The following is a 17585-nucleotide window of genomic DNA, read 5'->3' as shown; positions in this document are numbered from 1 at the left end:
ATGTTCCGACCACTGCAGCGCTTCGGCGCGATCGCGGCGGCAGCCGTGACGGGCGCGCTGGTCCTGGCGTCCGTGACCGCCACCGCCAGCGAAGCCGACACCCGCCAGTACCACGAGACGTACCGGCCCCAGTTCCACTACTCGCTCCCGTCCGGCTGGATCGGCGACCCGAACGGGCTCGTCCACGAGGACGGCCTCTGGTACCTGTTCAGCTACGGCACGTGGGAGGGGGCCGTCAGCAAGGACCTCGTGCACTGGCAGAAGATCCCCGTGCGCGGCCCGGAGCCCGACCCCGGGAGCTCGGCGTTCTACTCCGGGGGAGCGGTCGTGGACACCGGCAACACCAGCGGCCTCGGGACGAAGCGGCACCCCGCGATGGTGGCGTTCTACACGAGCGTGCAGGCGGGCACCGGCATCCAGACGCAGTCGATGGCGTACAGCACCGATCACGGCCGCACCTGGACCCGGTACGCCGGCAACCCGGTCCTCGACCTCCACTCGACGAACTTCCGCGACCCGAAGGTGTTCTGGTACGCGCCGAAGAAGCAGTGGGTGATGGCCGTCACGCTCTCCGACCAGTACAAGATCGCCTTCTACACGTCGAAGGACCTCCGGTCGTGGACGCACGTGAGCGACTTCGGCCCGCGTGGTGCGACCAGCGGTGTGTGGGAGATGCCGGACCTATACTCCCTGCCGGTGGACGGCGACCGCCGGAGGACGAAGTGGGTCCTCACCGTCAGCGTGGGCAGCACCGGAGTCCAGTACTTCACGGGGCAGTTCGACGGGACGTCCTTCACACCGGACGGACCCGCCACCTACACGGCGCCGCGGGGCACGGACGTCGCCGACTTCGAGTCCGGCACCTACGCCGGGTGGACGGCGACCGGTTCCGCGTTCGGCACCGGTCCGGCGGCGGGCGCGCTCCCCGACCAGCAGGACGTCAGCGGGTACCAGGGCCGGTACCTCGTCGACAGCTTCGCCGGTGGTGACGCATCGACGGGGACCCTCACCTCAGCGCCGTTCACGGTCCGCGGGAAGCGGCTGAACTTCCTCGTCGGTGGCGGCGACAGCCCCGCCGTTCCGGGCGCGGTCCCCGCCGGGACGGTCCCCGAGGGCACCGTCCTCGCCGACTTCGCCGGACCCACCTACGGAACGGGATGGACGGCCACCGGGGCGTTCGTCGGTGCCGGTCCGACCCAGGAGGCCCTGCCGAACCAGATCGGCAGCTCGGTGCTCGACACCTTCACGCCTGCCGGCGACACCGGGACGGGGACGATCACATCGCCGACGTTCACGATCACGAAGCCGTACGTCGACCTGCAGATCGCGGGCGGGGACCACCCGTGGGGGCAGTCGCACCCGACGGCGGTCAACCTCGTCGTCGGCGGGAAGGTCGTGCAGTCGGTCACCGGTGACGGCACCGGCACGCTCCGGTGGGCGAGCCTCGACGCCTCCGCGTACCGGGGCGAGGACGCCCAGGTCCAGATCGTCGACGACAACGACGGGACGGGTGGCTGGGGCCACCTGATGGTCGGGCAGATCATCGCGGCGGACCACGAGGCCGCGCCGTGGGACACGCAGACCACGGTGAACCTCCTCGTCGGCGGGAAGGTCGTCCGGAGCGCGACCGGGTCGAACAGCGAGGTCCTCGACTGGACCTCGTGGGACATCGCGGAGTTCCGGGGTGAGGACGCGCAGGTCCAGATCGTCGACCGGGGCACCGGTGGGTGGGGGCACATCCTCGCCGACGCGTTCACCCAGAGTGACGCCCCGGCACTGAACCAGTACGAGCGGGCGGACTGGCTCGACCACGGCGAGGACTTCTACGCGGAGAACACGTGGGAGAACGCCCCGGGCGGTCAACGCATCGCGATCGCGTGGATGAACAACTGGGCCTACGCCTCCAACGTGCCCACCACACCGTGGCAGGGCGCCGAGACGTTCCCACGCTCCCTGTCACTGCGGACCATCGACGGGAAGGTCCGCATCGTCGAGCAACCCGTGGACGGCATCGACCGGCTGCACTCCGGTCGTCCCGTCCGGGCGCGGAACGTCCCGGTCGCGAACACGACGACGGTGCTCCCCGTGCGGGGCGAGACGCTCGACCTGCGGGCCCACCTCACCCGAGGATCGGCGAAGACCTTCGGGCTCGCCGTGCGGACCGGCGCCGGACAGTCCACGCAGGTCGGGTACGACACGACGACGGGGAAGGTCTTCATCGACCGGACCCACTCGGGGAACGTCGGGTTCAGCAGCGCCTTCCCCTCGCGCAGCGAAGCACCCCTGCCGTTGACCCGCGGCGGCCTGGACCTCCGCATCCTGGTCGACAGGTCCTCGATCGAGGTGTTCGCGGACGACGGGCAGGTCGTCCTCACCGACCAGGTCTTCCCGGACCCGACCAGCACCGGCGTCAGCGCCTTCGCCACGGGTGGCACCGCCCGGGTGGACGACCTGACGGCCTGGACCCTGCGGTCCATCTGGGGGTGACGTCGCGACCACACAGGGACGCCAGGCGCGGTGCCGACCGGCACCGCGCCTCCCGTCCGTCGTGGTGGCGGACCATCAACGCAAGCACGCACCGTCGGGGGCGTGACACCGTTCCTGAACGGTTCGTCAGCTCCGGATCGGAGCAGACCGCGCCGCGCTGCCCTACGGTCGGACGCGGGGGCGGTCCGCTCCCGACGACCCTCGAGGAGCACCGATGTCCACGACGCCCCCTGGCTGGTACCCCGACCCCTCGGGGGAGCACGGCAGTCGGTGGTGGGACGGCACCGGGTGGACCGCGCAGGTCGGCCCGCCGCGGGCACAGATGCCGCGCCCGCGCCTCGCCGACCACGTGCCGACCGACACCGTCTTCGTCTGGGTCCTCGCGCTGCTTCCCCTCCTCGCGCTGCCGATCTCGTTCCTGTACCAGCCGCAGATCCGGTACGAGGTCGTCGGACCGGGCGTCCGGACGGTCGACCCACGGTCGATCTACACGGCCGGGTACTTCGCGCTGCAGGGGTTCAGCGTGCTCCTGTACGCCGCGAACGTCGTGCTCGCGTTCCTCGACCACCGCGTGCTCCGCCGACGCGGTGTGGTCCGCCCGTTCCCCTGGCCGTGGGCGTTCCTGTCGCCGGTCGTCTACGTCATCGGCCGGTACGTCGTGGTCCGCAAGGTGGCACCAGGGCGAGGGATGTGGCCGCTCTGGGTGGCCATCGCCGTCACCGTGCTCGGCTTCGTCGTCGGGATCGGCCGTGCCGTCGTGACCTTCCAGCAGATGCTGCCGTAGCCACCGCCGGACCCGTCGGCTACTGCCCGCGCACGAGCCCCGGGATGCGCTCCTTGAACGGGAAGAAGCCGCGCGACGCGAACGGCCACGCTCGACTGTCCCACGGACGCCGCACGGTCACCAGCCCCGTGTCCGTCTCGGCGAGTGCCGACCGCAGGGCGTCCAAGCGCTCCTCGGCCGGCCCCACGGGGGCGTACGGCACCACGACGGTGTCGAGCCGCTCCGAGGTCGCCCAGTCGACGACGGCGGCCACGTCGGACGGGTCGAGCACCTCGGCCGCTCGCCCGTCGGCGTCGAGCGACCGTGACGCCGCGTCGTCGAGGGCACCGGCCGTGAACTCCTCGACGAGCGTCGACGCCCCCGCGGGCGACCGGGCAGCGGCGGCCCCGACGACCGCGGTCGCGGCGAGTGACGGGACCGAGCCCCCGAGCAGAGCGAGCAACGAGACCGGCTCGAGGTCCTCGTCGTGCAGCAGCAGACCCGAGCGCGGACCGATCGCGGCCGGGTCGTCGTCGTCCGGGATCGGCGCGGCCGGCGGGAAGGGGTCCTCGTCGAGCGCGACGGCACGCGTGGCGAGCCCCGTCGGCGAGAACCGTCCGTCCGTGTACCGCGCGATGTTGTCCGCCGTCGCGAGGTAGGTCTTCCCACGCGTCTGCAGCCCGGCGACCCACCGCCACGAGAGCGTGTTCGACGCCGCGTCCCCGTCGAGGAGGTGCCGGAGGAAGAAGTCGGCGCCGAGCTGCCACGGCAGCCCGAGCGTGAACACCCAGATGCTCGCGAACCACATCCGGACGTGGTTGTGCAGGTACCCGGTGTCGACGAGCTCCCGCGCCCAGGCGTCCATCGCGTCGATCCCCGTCCGACCCGCGACCGCGTCCTCGTAGCCGTCCGGCAGGTCGCCGTCGAGCAGGTCCCGCACGTCGGTCCGGTACCGGCGCCACACCTCGGGACGCTGCTCGAGCCACCCCTTCCAGTAGGTCCGCCAGAACACCTCCTGCACGAACTTCTCGGCGGCGTGCAGGCTGTGTCGGTCGAGGACGGCGGCGACGACCTCCTGCTCGGTCACCAGCCGGTGCCGGATGTACGGAGAGAGTCCGGACACGTTCGTCCGCGCCGGTCCGAGGTCGTGGTTGCGGTCGCGTCGGTAGTCCGCGCCGGCTCGCGGGACGAACTCGTGGAGTGCGTCGAGGCCGGCGGCTCGCGTGGGGATGAACACCGCGCCATCCTGCGCGCGGCGTCGGCGTGCGAGCCGAGTGCCGTTGTACCCGATCGACGCGAGCGGGCAGCCCGGCGCGGTCGAGGGTCGCCGGCGCGACCCGATCCGGTCGGGAGGCGCGGTGCGGGCCCGCCACGTGCCTCCCGCCCGGGACGGCGGAGCCGGCCGACAGCAACGCCCCGACGTCACCGCCACCCGGCCAGCTCCCGCGCGAGCGTCGACCGGGCCCGCACGAGCATCCCGCGCACCGTCGAGACCGGCAGGCCGACCGCGGCGGCGACCTCGCGGTACGGCAGCTCGTCGAGGTGCCGGAGCTCCCAGCACCGGCGCTGCACGGCCGGCATCGTGGCGAGGACGGCGCTCGCCGCGTCCGCCAGCGACGACCGCTCGGCGACCCCGGTCGGGGCGTGGTCCTCGGTCGCCGGCGTCGACTCGTCGACCCACCGGATCGCCGACGACCCGCCCCGACGCAGCCGGTCGTAGCTCCGTCGCCGCGCGGTCGTCACCAACCACGCGCCGATCGCCTCCGGGTCGACGATCGACTCCAGGTGCGTCCACGCCGCGAGGAACGTCTCCTGCACGACGTCGTCGGCGTCCGCCCGGCAGTGCAGCAGGCGCATCGCGGTCGCGCGCACCAGCGGCGTGTGCCGCCGCACGACGGATGCGAACGCCGTGGGGTCCGCGGACGGTGGCGACACGGTGGTGGGGGCGTGCAGGGGCACGACGGACTCCGATCCTCGGGTGGATGCGTGCCGAGGATTCGAAAGGAGGCACCCGTCGGGTGGGCCGTGACGGACACCCCAGAGCGCGGGTCGTACCGTGGAGTCGTGCAGGCTGCGTTCTCGATCCGGACCACGACCGAGCGCGACTGGGAGCAGGTGCGGTCGCTCCGCATCGAGAACGCGACCGACGACCCGATCTCCTACGGTGCGACGCTCGAGTACACGCTCGCGATGAGCGAGGACGACTGGCGGCTCCGCGCGCGACGTGGAGAGGGGACCGAGACGACGAGTGTGGTGGCGGTCGACCCGACGGGCCGCTGGATCGGCATGATGAGCGGCCAGGTCGGCGACGCATCCGGCAACGATCCCGTGCTCACCGGCGTGTACGTCACGCCGTCGTCCCGCGGCCGGGCGAACGGTGTCGCGGATGCGCTGCTCGACCACGTGGTCGGGTGGGCAGCGGAGCACGGGGACCGGCTCCGACTCGAGGTGTACGACCAGGCGGTGCCTGCTGGTCGCTTCTACGAGCGTCGCGGGTTCCGCCCGAGCGGTCGCTCCCGCGAATTCCGCCTGCTGGGGCAGGGGCGGGACGCCCCGTCGCTCCGCCTGGTCGAGTTGGTGCGGACCGTCACGTGACCGGCTGACGGTCGGGAGGCGCGGTGCGGCCCCGCCCCGCGCCTCCCGTCCGCTGTACGGTCGTCAGACGGCGGCGAGCTCCCTCGTCAGCGCCGCCACGAACGCGTCGATGTCCTGCTCCGAGGTGTCGAACGAGCACATCCACCGCACCTCGTTCCGGCTGGCGTCCCAGTCGTAGAACCGGAAGTGCTCGCGGAGGCGGTCGGCCACCCCGGCGGGCAGGGTCGCGAAGACCCCGTTCGCCTGGGTGTCCTGGCTGAACTCGACGCCCTGGATGCTGCCGTCGGCGATCCCGGCCTCGAGCGCGCCGCGGAGCCGCTGGGCCATGGCGTTCGCGTGCCCGGCCGACCGGAGGTACAGGTCGTCGGTGAGCAGGGCGATGAGCTGTGCCGAGACGAAGCGCATCTTCGACGAGAGCTGCATGTTGAGCTTGCGGAGGTAGTGCAGGCCCTCGGACGCGTCGGGGTTCAGGACGACGATCGCCTCGCCGTAGAGCATCCCGTTCTTCGTCCCGCCGAAGCTCAGCACGTCGACGCCGGCGTCGGTGGTGAAGTCGCGCAGGGGGAGCCCGAGGCTCGCGGCTGCGTTCGAGATGCGGGCGCCGTCCATGTGCAGCGTCATGCCGAGCGGGTGGACGTGGTCGGCGATCGCGCGGACCTCGTCCACCGTGTAGGCGGTGCCGAGCTCGGTGGTCTGGGTGATCGAGACGACGAGCGGCTGGGCGCGGTGCTCGTCGCCCCAGCCCCAGGCCTCCTTGTCGATGAGCTCGGGGGTGAGCTTGCCGTCGGGCGTCTCGACCGGCAGCAGCTTGATCCCGCCCACGCGCTCGGGGGCACCGGCCTCGTCGGTGTGGATGTGCGCGGTCGAGGTGCACACGACGGCGCCCCACCGTGGGAGCATCGACTGCAGGCCGACGACGTTCGCACCGGTGCCGTTGAACACCGGGAACGCTTGCGCCTGCGCGCCGAAGTGCTCGGCGACGACCTCGTTGAGGCGGGCGGTGTAGACGTCCTCGCCGTAGGCGATCTGGTGGCCGTCGTTGGCCGCTGCGATCGCGTCGAGGATCTCGGGGTGGATGCCGGCGTAGTTGTCCGAGGCGAAGCCCCGCAGGTCCAGGTCGTGGAGTCGAAGGGTCACTGGTTCATCCTAGGGAGGGGTCGAGGGGGAGTCGGGTGCCGTTCACGGTGGCCGGATCGACGTCCCAGAGGCGGACGACCTCGTCGCCGAGGCGGTCCTCGAGGCCGTCCAGGCTCCGGACGACGAACACGGCCGCTGCTGCGGTGTCGGGGGCGTCCTTCCGGAACCCCTGGGCGACGGCGCGCACCCAGGCGTCCGCCGCCGCCTTGGCGGCCGCGTAGTTCGCTGCGCCGGCGGTGGGGGCGTCGACGGCGGTGGACGACACGGACGCGAGTCGCCCGGCCGGTGACGCGACGAGGTCGTCGACCAGCGCTCGGGTGGTGTTGCGGAGGGTGCGGAACCCGCGGTCGAAGAAGTCCCAGTCCGCGTCCGTCTGCCCGGCGATGCTGCCGCCCCCGCGCCAGCCGCCGACCAGGTGGACGAGCCCGTCGACCGGCCCGGTGTCCCGGTGGATCCGCGCGACCAGCGCGTCGACGTCGGCACGCGACGACAGGTCGCACGCGTGGGTGGTGACGCCCGGGACGGCGGTGCGGAGCGCCTCCAGGCCCGCCGCCCTCGTGCCCACGGCCACCACCGTCGCTCCGGCGGCGACCAGTGCCCGTGACACGGCGAGGCCGCTGGTGCTGGTCGCCCCCGCGACCAGCACCGTGCGGCCGTCGAGGCTGCCGTCGCTCACGCGGCGGCGGCCCGTGCGTCGTCGCTCGTCCCGGTGATGCCCGCGGTCGACTCGATCACCGCGGCCATCTTCTTGTCGAGCGCCTCGTAGAACATCGACAGCGGGAACTCGTCGTCGAGGACGGCGTCGGTGTAGCCCCTCGGTGGCCCGGCGAGCGTCTCGGTCGGGAGTCCGCGCGCCCACGCCGAGGCCGGGTGCGGGGTGAGCGTCCGGGTGAGCATCTCGTAGGCGGCGAGCCAGTGCGCCGCCTTCGGCCGATCGATCGAGCGCCGGTACAGCTCGTTGATCTGGTCGCTCAGGGCGATGATGACGTCCGGCACGGCCTCCCAGTCGATGGTGAGCTGCGTGTCCGTCCAGTGCAGGACGTCGTGCTGGTGCATCCACGCGAAGAGGAGCTGCCCGCCGAGCCCGTCGTAGTTCCGGACGCGGCTGCCGGTGATCGCGAACCGGAAGATCCGGTCGAACACGACGGCGTACTGCACGAGGCGCGCGTGGTCGCGGATCGCGCGCTGCGCGTCCTGGAGGCTCGCATCCGGCAGCGCCGAGAGGGTGCGTTCCAGCCGCACCGACTCGCGGAACGCGGTGAGGTCGCAGCGCAGCTCCTCGAGCGAGTAGAGGAAGAACGGCATGCGCTGCTTGATCATGAACGGGTCGAACGGCAGGTCCCCGCGCATGTGCGACCGGTCGTGGATGATGTCCCACATCACGAAGACCCGCTCGGTGAGCTCCTGGTCGTCGAGCATCGCGCGGGCGTCGTCAGGAAGGTCGAGCTTGGTGATCTCGGCGGCTGCGCGGACGACCCGGCGGTAGCGGGCGGCCTCGCGGTCCTGGAAGATCGCGCCCCAGGTGAAGGTCGGCAGCTCGCGCATCGCGACGGTCTCGGGGAAGAGCACGGCCGAGTTGGTGTCGTACCCGGGGGTGAAGTCGACGAAGCGCAGCGCGACGAAGAGCGCGTTGCCGTAGTCCCCGGCCTCGAGCTCGGCGATGAACTCGGGCCAGATGACCTCGACCAGGACGGCCTCGACGAACCGCGAGGAGCTGCCGTTCTGCGTCACCATCGGGAACACGACGAGGTGGCCGATCCCGTCGACGCGGTGCTGCTGCGGCTGGAACGCGGTCAGGGAGTCGAGGAAGTCGGGGACCCCGAACCCCTCGTCGCGCCACCGGGCGAAGTCGTCCTGCACGGCGTCGAGGAACGCGGCATCGTGCGGGAAGTGCGGGGCGAGCTCGGCGATGGCCGGGACGATCGTCGCGACGTGCTCGGTCGCGGCAGCGTGGTCGGCCGGCTCGGGCACGGAGCCGTCCTGCACCTGGACGGTCTGCAGCGCGGTGACGGCGTCCTTCAGCCGGAGCCAGGCCGGGTGGGCGGCGACCTCGCGGACGGACAGGCGGTCCTCGACGACCTCGGGTTCTCCGACGATGGCGTCCTTCGAGAACTCCTGGACGAACTGCGACATGTCGTACCTCCCGTCGTTGGGCTGGCTGCGGGTGCGCTGGTGCATCGAGCCTAGGCAGGATCGGGGGACGCAATCTTGCCCATCTCCGGCGGAATCGTGCGCATCCGGCGGCCCCGCGCTCCTAACTGATCGCACCGCGCAAGGTTCCTCCGTTGCGGAGCTGGACTGCGCTCGACACCGCTCCACCGGTACGGTCGCAGTGGGCTTCAGGGAGGATCGTGGACGGACGGATCAGAGACGGGTCGAGCGTCGCCGTCGAGGCGGTCCACCCCGGTGACCCGGTGGCTGACGGGATCGTGCGGGCGTACCTCGCCGAGGTCGCGTCGCGCTGGTACGGACGCCCGGCGACCGAGGACGAGGTCGCCCAGGCGCTGCGCGACGAGCCGTACGACGACCTGCACGGCGCGTCCGGGGTGTTCCTCGTCGCCGTCGAGCAGGGGCGGGCCGTCGCCTGTGCTGGAGCGCGCTTCGGTCTCGGTGTCGCCGAACTCACGAAGGTCTTCACCCTGCCTGAAGCGCGTGGGCGGGGCACGGCGGCCCGGCTCGTCCGCGAGGTCGAGGTGATGTGCCGTCACCGCGGGATCGGCGTGCTCCGGCTGGACACCCGTGCCGAACTCGCCGAGGCCTGTGCGCTCTACGAGCGGCTCGGGTTCGAGCGCGTGCCCGCCTTCACCGAAGACCCCTACTCGGACCGTTGGTACGCGAAGCGGCTCTGAAACGCAGCGACCGTGGGTCGGGAGGCGCGGGTCGGTGCCGCACCGCGCCTCCTGGTCGAGCCGTGGTCGCGTCCACGGCTACCGGGCCGACGACCCGCGGACCCCACTCGTCCGACGCTGCTGCTCCGAGTTCGGCCACGCTCCGCGTCAGGCGCTCGGACCGCTCGTCCGGTTCAGCCGGTCGGCCGCACGTCCGAGGAGCCAGTTCACGGCCCACCCGACCACGCCGATGACCGGCACCGCGACGATCACGACGGTCCAGACGATCTTCACGAGGTCGCTCCGACGTCGGTCCCGCCACACCTGCACCAGCGCGAGGACGTCCAGCGCCAGCACGACCAGCAGGACCGTCACGTGTGCGCCGCCCAGGTTCTCGAGCACGTCGTTCTCCCCTCGTCCGCCGCGGCGCAGGGGTGCGCTGTGCGGCGGTCCAACGATAGGAGGGCGCGGCGGGCGGTTCGTCAGTCCAGCGGTTGACATCGCTGCTCGCCGGGCGGGCCGAGCACGAAGGCGCACGCTGGGCTGTCCGGGGCACGTCCTGGTCCTCCGATCGTCGGACTGCTCCCGGGCGCGGTCGGGTCTACCGTCTGTTGCGTGCGGCAACGACGCCGCACGATGACGAATCGAGCATCATGCAACGACGGATGAAGCACCTCGTCGCGATCGCGCTGAGCGTCGGTGTCGTGGGGGCAGTGCTGCCCTCGGTCTCCGCCCAGGCGGTCACCACGAGCGACACCCCGGACTTCGGGAGCAACGTCAAGATCTACAGTTCCTCCACGCCGACGTCCACGATCCAGGCCGACGTCGACGCAGCGTTCGACTCCCAGCTCCGGAGCACGAGCGCGCAGTTCGGGAGCCAGCGGTACGCGTTCCTGTTCAAGCCCGGCTCCTACGGACGGGTGTGGGCGAACCTCGGGTTCTACACGACGGTCGCCGGCCTCGGGAAGAACCCCGACGACGTCACCATCAACGGTGCCGTGAACGTCGACTCCGGGTGGAACGCCGGTGACGAGAAGAACGCGACGCAGAACTTCTGGCGGTCGGTCGAGAACGTGGCGATCGTCCCGGAGGGCGGGACCGATCGCTGGGCGGTGTCCCAGGCCGCGCCGATGCGCCGGGTGCACATCAAGGGGAACCTCACGATGGGACCCTCGAACCAGGACGGCGGCCAGGGGTACTCGTCCGGTGGGTACATCGCCGACACGAAGGTCGACGGGACGGTCACGTCCGGCTCGCAGCAGCAGTGGTACACCCGCAACTCGTCCATCGGGTCCTGGCAGGGCGGCAACTGGAACATGACGTTCTCGGGCGTGCAGGGTGCACCGGCGAACGACTTCTCGAAGAGCTACACGACCCTGGCGACCACGCCGACGACCCGCGAGAAGCCGTACCTGTACGTCGACTCGTCGAACAAGTACCACGTGTTCGTGCCGTCGCTGCGGCAGAACTCGTCGGGTGTGACCTGGCCGGACACCGCCGGCACGGACATCCCGATGCGGAACTTCTACGTCGCCCACCCGGGCGACTCGGCGGCGACGATCAACAGCGCGCTGTCGCAGGGACTCAACCTGTTCTTCACGCCCGGCACCTACCAGCTGAACGCGCCCATCGCGATCACCCGTCCTGACACGGTCGTCACCGGGATCGGCTTCCCGACGCTCGTGCCGACGCAGGGCAACGCGGTGCTCACCTCGACCGACGTCGCCGGCGTGAACGTGTCGAACCTCGTCGTCGACGCCGGTTCGCAGAACAGCGCCCAGCTCGTCCGACTCGGCACGAGTGGCTCGCACGTCGACCACGCCGCCGACCCGCAGAGCGTCCAGGACGTCTTCTTCCGCGTCGGTTCGAGCATCCAGGGCAAGGCGACGACGACCCTGCAGGTCAACGCGGACGACACCCTGGTCGACCACATCTGGGCCTGGCGTGCCGACCACGGTGGGGCCGCCACCGGGTGGGCGGTCAACACCGGCGCGACCGGTGTCGAGGTGAACGGCAACGACGTCCTCGCGACCGGTCTGTTCGTCGAGCACTACCAGAAGTACGAAGTGCGGTGGAACGGCAACAACGGACGGACGATCTTCTTCCAGAACGAGATGCCGTACGACGTGCCGGACAACGCGTCGTGGCAGAGCCCGACCGGCGCCGGCTACGCGGCGTACAAGGTCGCCGCGAACGTCACGAGCCACGAGATCTGGGGCGGCGGTGTCTACTGCTTCTTCAACACGAACCCCGCGGTGCACGCCGACCGGGCGTTCGAGGTCCCGCAGACCGCCGGTGTCCGCGCGCACGGGCTCGTCACGGTGTCGCTCGGTGACACGGGCACGATCTCCAGCGTGATCAACGGGGTCGGCGGAGCGGTGCCGACGCCGGCGGGGAACACCGCCCCCAACCGGCTGGCTTCCTACAACTGATCGACGGACGTCCCCGGTGCGGCAACGCTCGCCGCGCCGGGGGCTCCGGCGTGGTCAGCCGGCGTCCGGCTCGTCGAGTCCCCGGTGCGGCGACGGCCTCGGATCAGTGGGACCGGGCGGATCCGGGGCGCCGTCCGCTGCCCGGCGCTCCTGCGCCGCGCAGCCGGTCGGTGAGGTGGTCGCCGGTGATCGCCACGACGAGCCAGACCAGGCCGACCACCAACCAGAGCCACTCCACGGCGGGGACGAGCTCGCTGAAGGAGGCGCCGGCGCCGCTTCCGTTCCGGGGGTCGATCGTCATGCGGCAGACCGTATCCGGCCCGGGCGTCGGCAGTCGATTCGGATCCGTTCAAGGTCGCGCTCCGGTACGGGTTCCGGCTGGCCGGTTGCGCTCGGCGGCACGGCTCCCCGCGAGTCCGTGCATCAACGGTTCTACAACTTGTAGAGTGCTTCTCGTCGCGGCACCCGGCCCGACCCCGGCCACCGAGGACCCGATGACCGCCCTGGACGATCGTCCCGTCACCCCGCCCACCCGACCCGAGCCGACGCCCGACCGCCGACGCGGCTGGTTCCTGCAGCTCCTGCTCCGGCTGCACTTCACCGCCGGCGTGTTCGTCGGGCCGTTCGTCCTGATCGCCGCGCTGTCCGGCGCCGCGTACGCGCTCGCCCCCTCGATCGAGTCGGCCGTGTACGCGCACGAGCTCACGACACCGTCGCGTGCGGCACCCCTGCCGCTCGCCGACCAGGTCGCGGCCGCGCAGGCGTACGCGGACGAGCACCACCCCGAGGACACGCTGTCCGCGGTGCGTCCGGCGCCGACGGCCGGTGACACGACGCGCGTCATGTTCGCCGAGGACGGGCTGCTCGAGTCGCAGTCCCGCGCCGTGTTCGTCGACCCCGGCACGGCCGAGGTCCGCGGCGACCTGCTCGTCTACGGCACCTCGGGTGCCCTGCCGATCCGGACGTGGATCAGCACCTTCCACCGCACGCTGTTCCTCGGCGACGTCGGGCGCGTGTACAGCGAGACCGCGGCGTCGTGGCTGGGGGTCGTGGCGCTCGCCGGCCTGGCGCTCTGGATCGCCCGGGCACGGACAGCCCGTCGCCGACGGGACCTCGTGCGCCCCGCCCGAGGCGTCAGCGGACACCGCCGCCTGGCTTCGTGGCACGCCTCGACCGGCATCTGGCTGCTCGTCGGCGCCCTCTTCCTGTCCGCGACCGGCATCACCTGGTCGCAGTTCGGCGGCGCCAACGTCGGTGCGCTGCGCGCCGCATGGGGCTGGCAGACGCCGTCGCTGACCACGTCGCTCGGGCCGTCGTCCGCTCCGGCGGACGAGCACGCCGGGCACCACGGGTCCGCCGCGACCGGTGCCGGCGCACCGACGGTCACCCCGGAGCGCTTCGACGAGGTGCTCGCGGCGGCGAAGGCCGTCAACATCGACGCCGCCGAGGTGCAGATCACCCCGCCGACGACGGCCGACCAGGCCTGGACCGTCGCCGAGATCAAGCGCTCGTACCCGACGGCGGTGGACTCGGTGGCGATCGACCCACGGGACGGGAGCGTGGTGTCCCGGACGGACTTCGACACGTTCTCGGTCCCCGCCAAGCTCACCCGGTGGGGCATCGACACACACATGGGCACGATGTGGGGCCTGCCGAACCAGGTCCTGCTGTTCGTCACGGCGCTCGGCATCGCCGCGATGGTCGTGTTCGGGTACGGCATGTGGTGGCAGCGCCGTCCGCCCGGTGGTCGGGTCGGGCGTGCGCCGACCGGCGGGGCGCTGGCCCGTGCGCCGTGGTGGGGCGTCGCGGCCGTGGTCGCGGCGGCGCTCGCGCTCAGCGCCGTGCTGCCGACCCTCGGGGTCGGCCTGCTCCTCTTCCTGGTGGTCGACGCGCTCGTCGTGACGTTCCGCGGGCAGCGGACGTGACCGTCCGTGGGACGGGAGGCGCGGTGCGGGCCCGCACCGCGCCTCCCGGCCCACGGGCGCGACGTCCGGAGCGCCTGGCGACCTACGCGGACCGGGTGGCGGCGGTCGGCGTGAGCCGGACCGGGACCGCCTTCGAGACGGGGGTGTTGCTGCCCTTCGCCGCGCTGTCGAGCGGCACGAGGACGTTCGCCTCGGGGAAGTAGGCGGCCGCGCAGCCCTTCGCACTCGGGTAGGCGACGATGCGCTGGTCGCGCAGCACGCGCTCGACGTCGTCGTCCCAGACCGTGGTGACGTCGACGTGCTGGCCGTCCTCGAGACCGAGCTCGGCGAGGTCGTCGGGGTTCACGAAGACCACGTGCCGCCCCTTCTTGATGCCCCGGTACCGGTCGTTCAGGCTGTAGATCGTCGTGTTGTACTGGTCGTGGGAGCGCAGGGTCTGCAGGAGCAGCGTGCCCGCCGGTCGGTCGACGTGCTCGAGCTCGTTGACCGTGATCATCGCCTTGCCGGTCGCCGTCGCGAAGGTGCGCGAGTCCCGGGGACCGTTCGGCAGGACGAAGCCCTCCTTGCTGCCGGCGCGACGCGAGTAGTCGTCGAAGCCGGGCACGACGTGGCTGATGTGGTCGCGGATCACGTCGTAGTCGTCGCGCATGCGCTGCCAGTCGATCGCGACCCGGTCACCCAGCGTGGCCTTCGCGAGTTCGCACACGATCGCGACCTCGGAGAGCAGGCCGGGGGCGACCGGCGGCACCTGGCCGTGGCTGCCGTGCACCGAGCACACCGTGTCCTCGACGGAGACGAACTGCGGGCCCGACGCCTGGACGTCGATCTCGGTACGGCCCATGGTGGGCAGGATGAGCGCCTCCTCACCGACGACCGCGTGCGACCGGTTCAGCTTGGTCGACACCTGCACGGTCATCTCGGTGCCACGGAAGGCCTGTTCGGCCAGCTGCGAGTCCGAGATCGCGGCGACGAGGTTGCCGCCCATCCCCATCCAGAACCGGATGTCACCGCGACGCATCGCGTGGATGCCCTTGAGCGCGTCGACGCCGTGCTCGCGCGGCGGCTCGAAGTGGAACTCGGCGGCGAGGGCGTCGAGGAAGCTGTCCGGCATCTGTTCCCAGATGCCCATCGTCCGGTCGCCCTGCACGTTGCTGTGACCCCGGATCGGCGAGGCGCCGGCACCCGGGCGGCCGATGTTCCCGCGCAGCAACAGGAGGTTGATGATCTCCTTGATCGTGTCGACGGCCTTCGTGTGCTGCGTGATGCCCATCGCCCAGGTGATGATCGTGCGCTCGGACCGCAGGTAGCGGTCGGCGAGCTCGTCGATCTCGTCGATCGTCAGGCCGGTGGCGCGGACGACCTCGTCGTCGTCCACCTGCAGGATGTGCTCCACGAAGGCGTCGTACCCGCTCGTGTGCTCGGCGATGAAGGCGTGGTCGACGACGGTGCCCGGTGCCGCCTGCTCGGCGAGGACGACCCGCTTCGCGACGGCCTGCAGCAGCGCCATGTCCCCACCGAGACGGATCTGCAGGAACTGGTCGGCGATCTGCGTCCCCGTCCCGACGACGCCCCGGACCTTCTGCGGGTTCTTGTACCGGCGGAGCCCCGCCTCGGGCAGCGGGTTGACCGCGACGATCTCGGCGCCGTTCTTCTTGGCGTCCTCGAGGGCGGTGAGCATCCGCGGGTGGTTGGTGCCGGGGTTCTGGCCCATCACGATGATGAGCTCGGTCTGCTCGAAGTCGTCGTACGCGATGGTGGACTTGCCGATGCCGACGGTCTCGGCCATGGCGAGGCTCGTCGACTCGTGGCACATGTTCGAGCAGTCCGGCAGGTTGTTCGTGCCGAAGGCCCGGACGAACAGCTGGTAGACGAAGGCGGCCTCGTTCGAGGTGCGCCCGGAGGTGTAGAACGACGCTTCGTCGGGGCTCGAGAGGCTCCGCAGCTTGTCCGCGATGATCTCGAACGCGCGGTCCCAGCTGACCGTCTCGTAGTGGTCGGAGCCCTTCGGCTTCCAGACCGGCTCCGTCAGCCGACCCTGCATGCCGAGCCAGTACTCCGTCTTCTCGGCGAGGTCGGTCACGGAGTGCTCGGCCCAGAACGTCTCCGGCACGAGCACGGGCGTGGCCTCCCAGACGACCGCCTTGCCGCCGTTCTCGCAGAACTCCGCGACCTTGCGGTGGTCGGGGTCCGGCCAGGCGCAGCTCATGCAGTCGAAGCCGCCCTTCTGGTTCAGGGACGTCATGAGCTTCAGCGTGCGTGCGACGCCGAGCTGCTGGATCGCCGGACCCATCGAGTGCAGCACCCCGGGGACGCCGGCTGCCCAGTCCTTCGGCTCGCCGACGGTGAGGTCGGCGTCGGTCACGTCGGCGACGGGGGGTTCTTCGGTCATGAGGCGCTCACGGTCGTTCGGGGGTGGGAGGCGGGGTCTGCTGCTGCTTGTTCTTCAGCTTCAGCTTCTGCTTCGGCTTCTGCTGCTGCTGCTCGTGCTTCGGCGATGCGGTCCGGTCGGCTGTAGACCACCATGCTCTGCCCGCGGAGGAAGCCGACGATGGTGACGCCGACCTCGGTGGCCAGGTCGACCGCGAGCGACGACGGCGCGGAGACGGCCGCGAGCACGGGGATGCCGGCCATCGACGCCTTCTGTGTCAGTTCGAAGCTCGCGCGCCCCGACACCATGAGGACCGTGCCGGTCAGGGGGAGCAGGTCCTCCTTGACGGCCCAGCCGACGACCTTGTCCACGGCGTTGTGCCGCCCGACGTCCTCACGCAGGACGAGCATGCGACCGGTGCGGCCGTCGAACAGCGCTGCGGCGTGCAGCCCGCCGGTCTTCTCGAACACGGCCTGGGCCTCGCGGAGCTGGTCGGGGAAGGTCGCCAGGAGCGCCGGGTCGACGACGAGGTCGTCGTGGAGGACGGCGTGCTGCGACTGCGTCCGGACCGCGTCGATGCTCGCCTTGCCGCAGAGCCCGCAGGAGCTCGTCGTGTAGAACGACCGCTCGAGGCTCGGGTCCGGCGCGGGGACGCCCCGCGCGAGGGTGACGTCGAGGACGTTGTACGTGTTCAACCCCTCGGCCGTGGCGCCCGCGCAGTACCGGGCGGCCGCGAAGTCGTCGCCCCGGGCGATGACGCCCTCGGACACCAGGAAGCCCGCGGCGAGGTCGAAGTCACTCCCCGGGGTGCGCATCGTGATCGCGAGTGCGGTGCCGCCGACGCGGATCTCCAGGGGCTCCTCGACGGCGAGCAGGTCGTCCCGGACCGCCCGGGACGTTCCGACGGTGATGCGGGTGACGCGTTTCCGGGCGGTGATCCGGTTCATGGTTCGGGTCTACCACCGGCGGCTGCGACCACCAAGGGGCTCGCCCGTCGGAGTGCGGATCGGGGCCAGCCTCGGGGTCGTCATCCCGTCGGGGTCGTCACCC

The 17585-nt window shown here is 71.5% G+C and carries 15 protein-coding genes; 6 read left to right on the top strand and 9 right to left on the bottom strand.

Going from position 1 to position 17585, the window contains the following annotated elements:
• Both ACIQUC_RS13930 and ACIQUC_RS13925 read left to right on the top strand, forming a co-directional pair.
• Nucleotides 1-2487, top strand: a complete 2487-nt coding sequence (locus ACIQUC_RS13930) for a GH32 C-terminal domain-containing protein (protein ID WP_402267951.1) — start codon at nucleotides 1-3, stop codon at nucleotides 2485-2487.
• Nucleotides 2488-2701: 214 nt separating this feature from the next.
• Nucleotides 2702-3271 (top strand): DUF2510 domain-containing protein, encoded by a 570-nt coding sequence (locus tag ACIQUC_RS13925; RefSeq protein WP_402267948.1) that lies wholly within the window; start codon nucleotides 2702-2704, stop codon nucleotides 3269-3271.
• Nucleotides 3272-3290: 19 nt separating this feature from the next.
• On the opposite strand, the gene ACIQUC_RS13920 is transcribed toward ACIQUC_RS13925, so the two are convergent.
• Entirely contained in the window at nucleotides 3291-4487 is a 1197-nt protein-coding gene (locus ACIQUC_RS13920; protein ID WP_402267945.1) for an FAD-binding domain-containing protein, read from the bottom strand.
• A gap of 185 nt (nucleotides 4488-4672) precedes the next feature.
• Nucleotides 4673-5209 carry an RNA polymerase sigma factor gene (locus tag ACIQUC_RS13915; protein ID WP_402267942.1) on the bottom strand — a complete coding sequence of 179 codons (537 nt, stop codon included), beginning with the start codon at nucleotides 5207-5209 and terminating at the stop codon, nucleotides 4673-4675.
• A 105-nt stretch (nucleotides 5210-5314) separates the two neighbouring features.
• Here ACIQUC_RS13915 and ACIQUC_RS13910 point away from each other — a divergent pair, with 105 nt between their 5' ends.
• A complete protein-coding gene (locus tag ACIQUC_RS13910) occupies nucleotides 5315-5845 on the top strand; it encodes a GNAT family N-acetyltransferase (protein ID WP_022907404.1) in 531 nt (176 codons plus the stop codon).
• Nucleotides 5846-5908: 63 nt separating this feature from the next.
• On the opposite strand, the gene ACIQUC_RS13905 is transcribed toward ACIQUC_RS13910, so the two are convergent.
• From ACIQUC_RS13905 to ACIQUC_RS13895, 3 genes are read right to left on the bottom strand one after another with little or no spacing between them, the layout of a single operon-like run.
• Entirely contained in the window at nucleotides 5909-6982 is a 1074-nt protein-coding gene (locus ACIQUC_RS13905) for a low specificity L-threonine aldolase (protein WP_022907405.1), read from the bottom strand.
• 4 nt (nucleotides 6983-6986) lie between these two features.
• The gene (locus ACIQUC_RS13900; RefSeq protein ID WP_022907406.1) at nucleotides 6987-7658 is read right to left on the bottom strand and encodes an SDR family oxidoreductase; all 672 of its coding nucleotides are present in this window, start codon (nucleotides 7656-7658) and stop codon (nucleotides 6987-6989) included.
• Nucleotides 7655-9115, bottom strand: a complete 1461-nt coding sequence (locus ACIQUC_RS13895; protein ID WP_402267937.1) for a DUF6421 family protein — start codon at nucleotides 9113-9115, stop codon at nucleotides 7655-7657. The genes ACIQUC_RS13900 and ACIQUC_RS13895 overlap by 4 nt, the downstream gene beginning before the upstream one ends.
• Nucleotides 9116-9333: 218 nt before the next feature.
• Between ACIQUC_RS13895 and ACIQUC_RS13890 the strand changes: the two genes are divergently transcribed.
• Nucleotides 9334-9831 (top strand): GNAT family N-acetyltransferase, encoded by a 498-nt coding sequence (locus tag ACIQUC_RS13890; RefSeq protein ID WP_402267934.1) that lies wholly within the window; start codon nucleotides 9334-9336, stop codon nucleotides 9829-9831.
• A gap of 147 nt (nucleotides 9832-9978) precedes the next feature.
• On the opposite strand, the gene ACIQUC_RS13885 is transcribed toward ACIQUC_RS13890, so the two are convergent.
• Nucleotides 9979-10212 (bottom strand): PLDc N-terminal domain-containing protein, encoded by a 234-nt coding sequence (locus tag ACIQUC_RS13885; protein WP_402267931.1) that lies wholly within the window; start codon nucleotides 10210-10212, stop codon nucleotides 9979-9981.
• A gap of 251 nt (nucleotides 10213-10463) precedes the next feature.
• Between ACIQUC_RS13885 and ACIQUC_RS13880 the strand changes: the two genes are divergently transcribed.
• Complete coding sequence (locus tag ACIQUC_RS13880; RefSeq protein WP_402267928.1) at nucleotides 10464-12242, top strand: hypothetical protein; 1779 nt, start codon at nucleotides 10464-10466, stop codon at nucleotides 12240-12242.
• 103 nt (nucleotides 12243-12345) lie between these two features.
• On the opposite strand, the gene ACIQUC_RS13875 is transcribed toward ACIQUC_RS13880, so the two are convergent.
• Nucleotides 12346-12543, bottom strand: coding sequence for a hypothetical protein (locus tag ACIQUC_RS13875; protein ID WP_402267925.1), 198 nt, complete (start codon nucleotides 12541-12543; stop codon nucleotides 12346-12348).
• Nucleotides 12544-12736: 193 nt separating this feature from the next.
• On the opposite strand from ACIQUC_RS13875, the gene ACIQUC_RS13870 reads away from it, so the two are divergent.
• A complete protein-coding gene (locus ACIQUC_RS13870; RefSeq protein ID WP_402267922.1) occupies nucleotides 12737-14167 on the top strand; it encodes a PepSY-associated TM helix domain-containing protein in 1431 nt (476 codons plus the stop codon).
• 82 nt (nucleotides 14168-14249) lie between these two features.
• On the opposite strand, the gene ACIQUC_RS13865 is transcribed toward ACIQUC_RS13870, so the two are convergent.
• Nucleotides 14250-16556 (bottom strand): FdhF/YdeP family oxidoreductase, encoded by a 2307-nt coding sequence (locus ACIQUC_RS13865; protein WP_022907412.1) that lies wholly within the window; start codon nucleotides 16554-16556, stop codon nucleotides 14250-14252.
• Complete coding sequence (fdhD, locus tag ACIQUC_RS13860; protein ID WP_402267918.1) at nucleotides 16553-17482, bottom strand: formate dehydrogenase accessory sulfurtransferase FdhD; 930 nt, start codon at nucleotides 17480-17482, stop codon at nucleotides 16553-16555. The genes ACIQUC_RS13865 and fdhD overlap by 4 nt, the downstream gene beginning before the upstream one ends.
• Nucleotides 17483-17585 lie beyond the last annotated feature (103 nt).

The organism is Curtobacterium sp. NPDC098951 (genome assembly GCF_044759965.1).
In the GTDB taxonomy this organism is placed as follows: Bacteria; Actinomycetota; Actinomycetes; order Actinomycetales; family Microbacteriaceae; genus Curtobacterium.
The sequence above is the reverse complement of the archived record's forward strand: the minus strand, read 5'-3'. Positions and strand labels throughout refer to the sequence as shown.

Bases quoted from the DNA above. Each gene is read 5' to 3' on its own strand.
- ACIQUC_RS13930 (WP_402267951.1), top strand. From the start codon at position 1: ATGTTCCGACCACTGCAGCGCTTCGGCGCGATCGCGGCGGCAGCCGTG.
- ACIQUC_RS13925 (WP_402267948.1), top strand. From the start codon at position 2,702: ATGTCCACGACGCCCCCTGGCTGGTACCCCGACCCCTCGGGGGAGCAC.
- ACIQUC_RS13895 (WP_402267937.1), bottom strand. From the start codon at position 9,115: ATGTCGCAGTTCGTCCAGGAGTTCTCGAAGGACGCCATCGTCGGAGAA.
- ACIQUC_RS13880 (WP_402267928.1), top strand. From the start codon at position 10,464: ATGCAACGACGGATGAAGCACCTCGTCGCGATCGCGCTGAGCGTCGGT.
- ACIQUC_RS13875 (WP_402267925.1), bottom strand. From the start codon at position 12,543: ATGACGATCGACCCCCGGAACGGAAGCGGCGCCGGCGCCTCCTTCAGC.
- ACIQUC_RS13870 (WP_402267922.1), top strand. From the start codon at position 12,737: ATGACCGCCCTGGACGATCGTCCCGTCACCCCGCCCACCCGACCCGAG.
- ACIQUC_RS13865 (WP_022907412.1), bottom strand. From the start codon at position 16,556: ATGACCGAAGAACCCCCCGTCGCCGACGTGACCGACGCCGACCTCACC.
- fdhD (WP_402267918.1), bottom strand. From the start codon at position 17,482: ATGAACCGGATCACCGCCCGGAAACGCGTCACCCGCATCACCGTCGGA.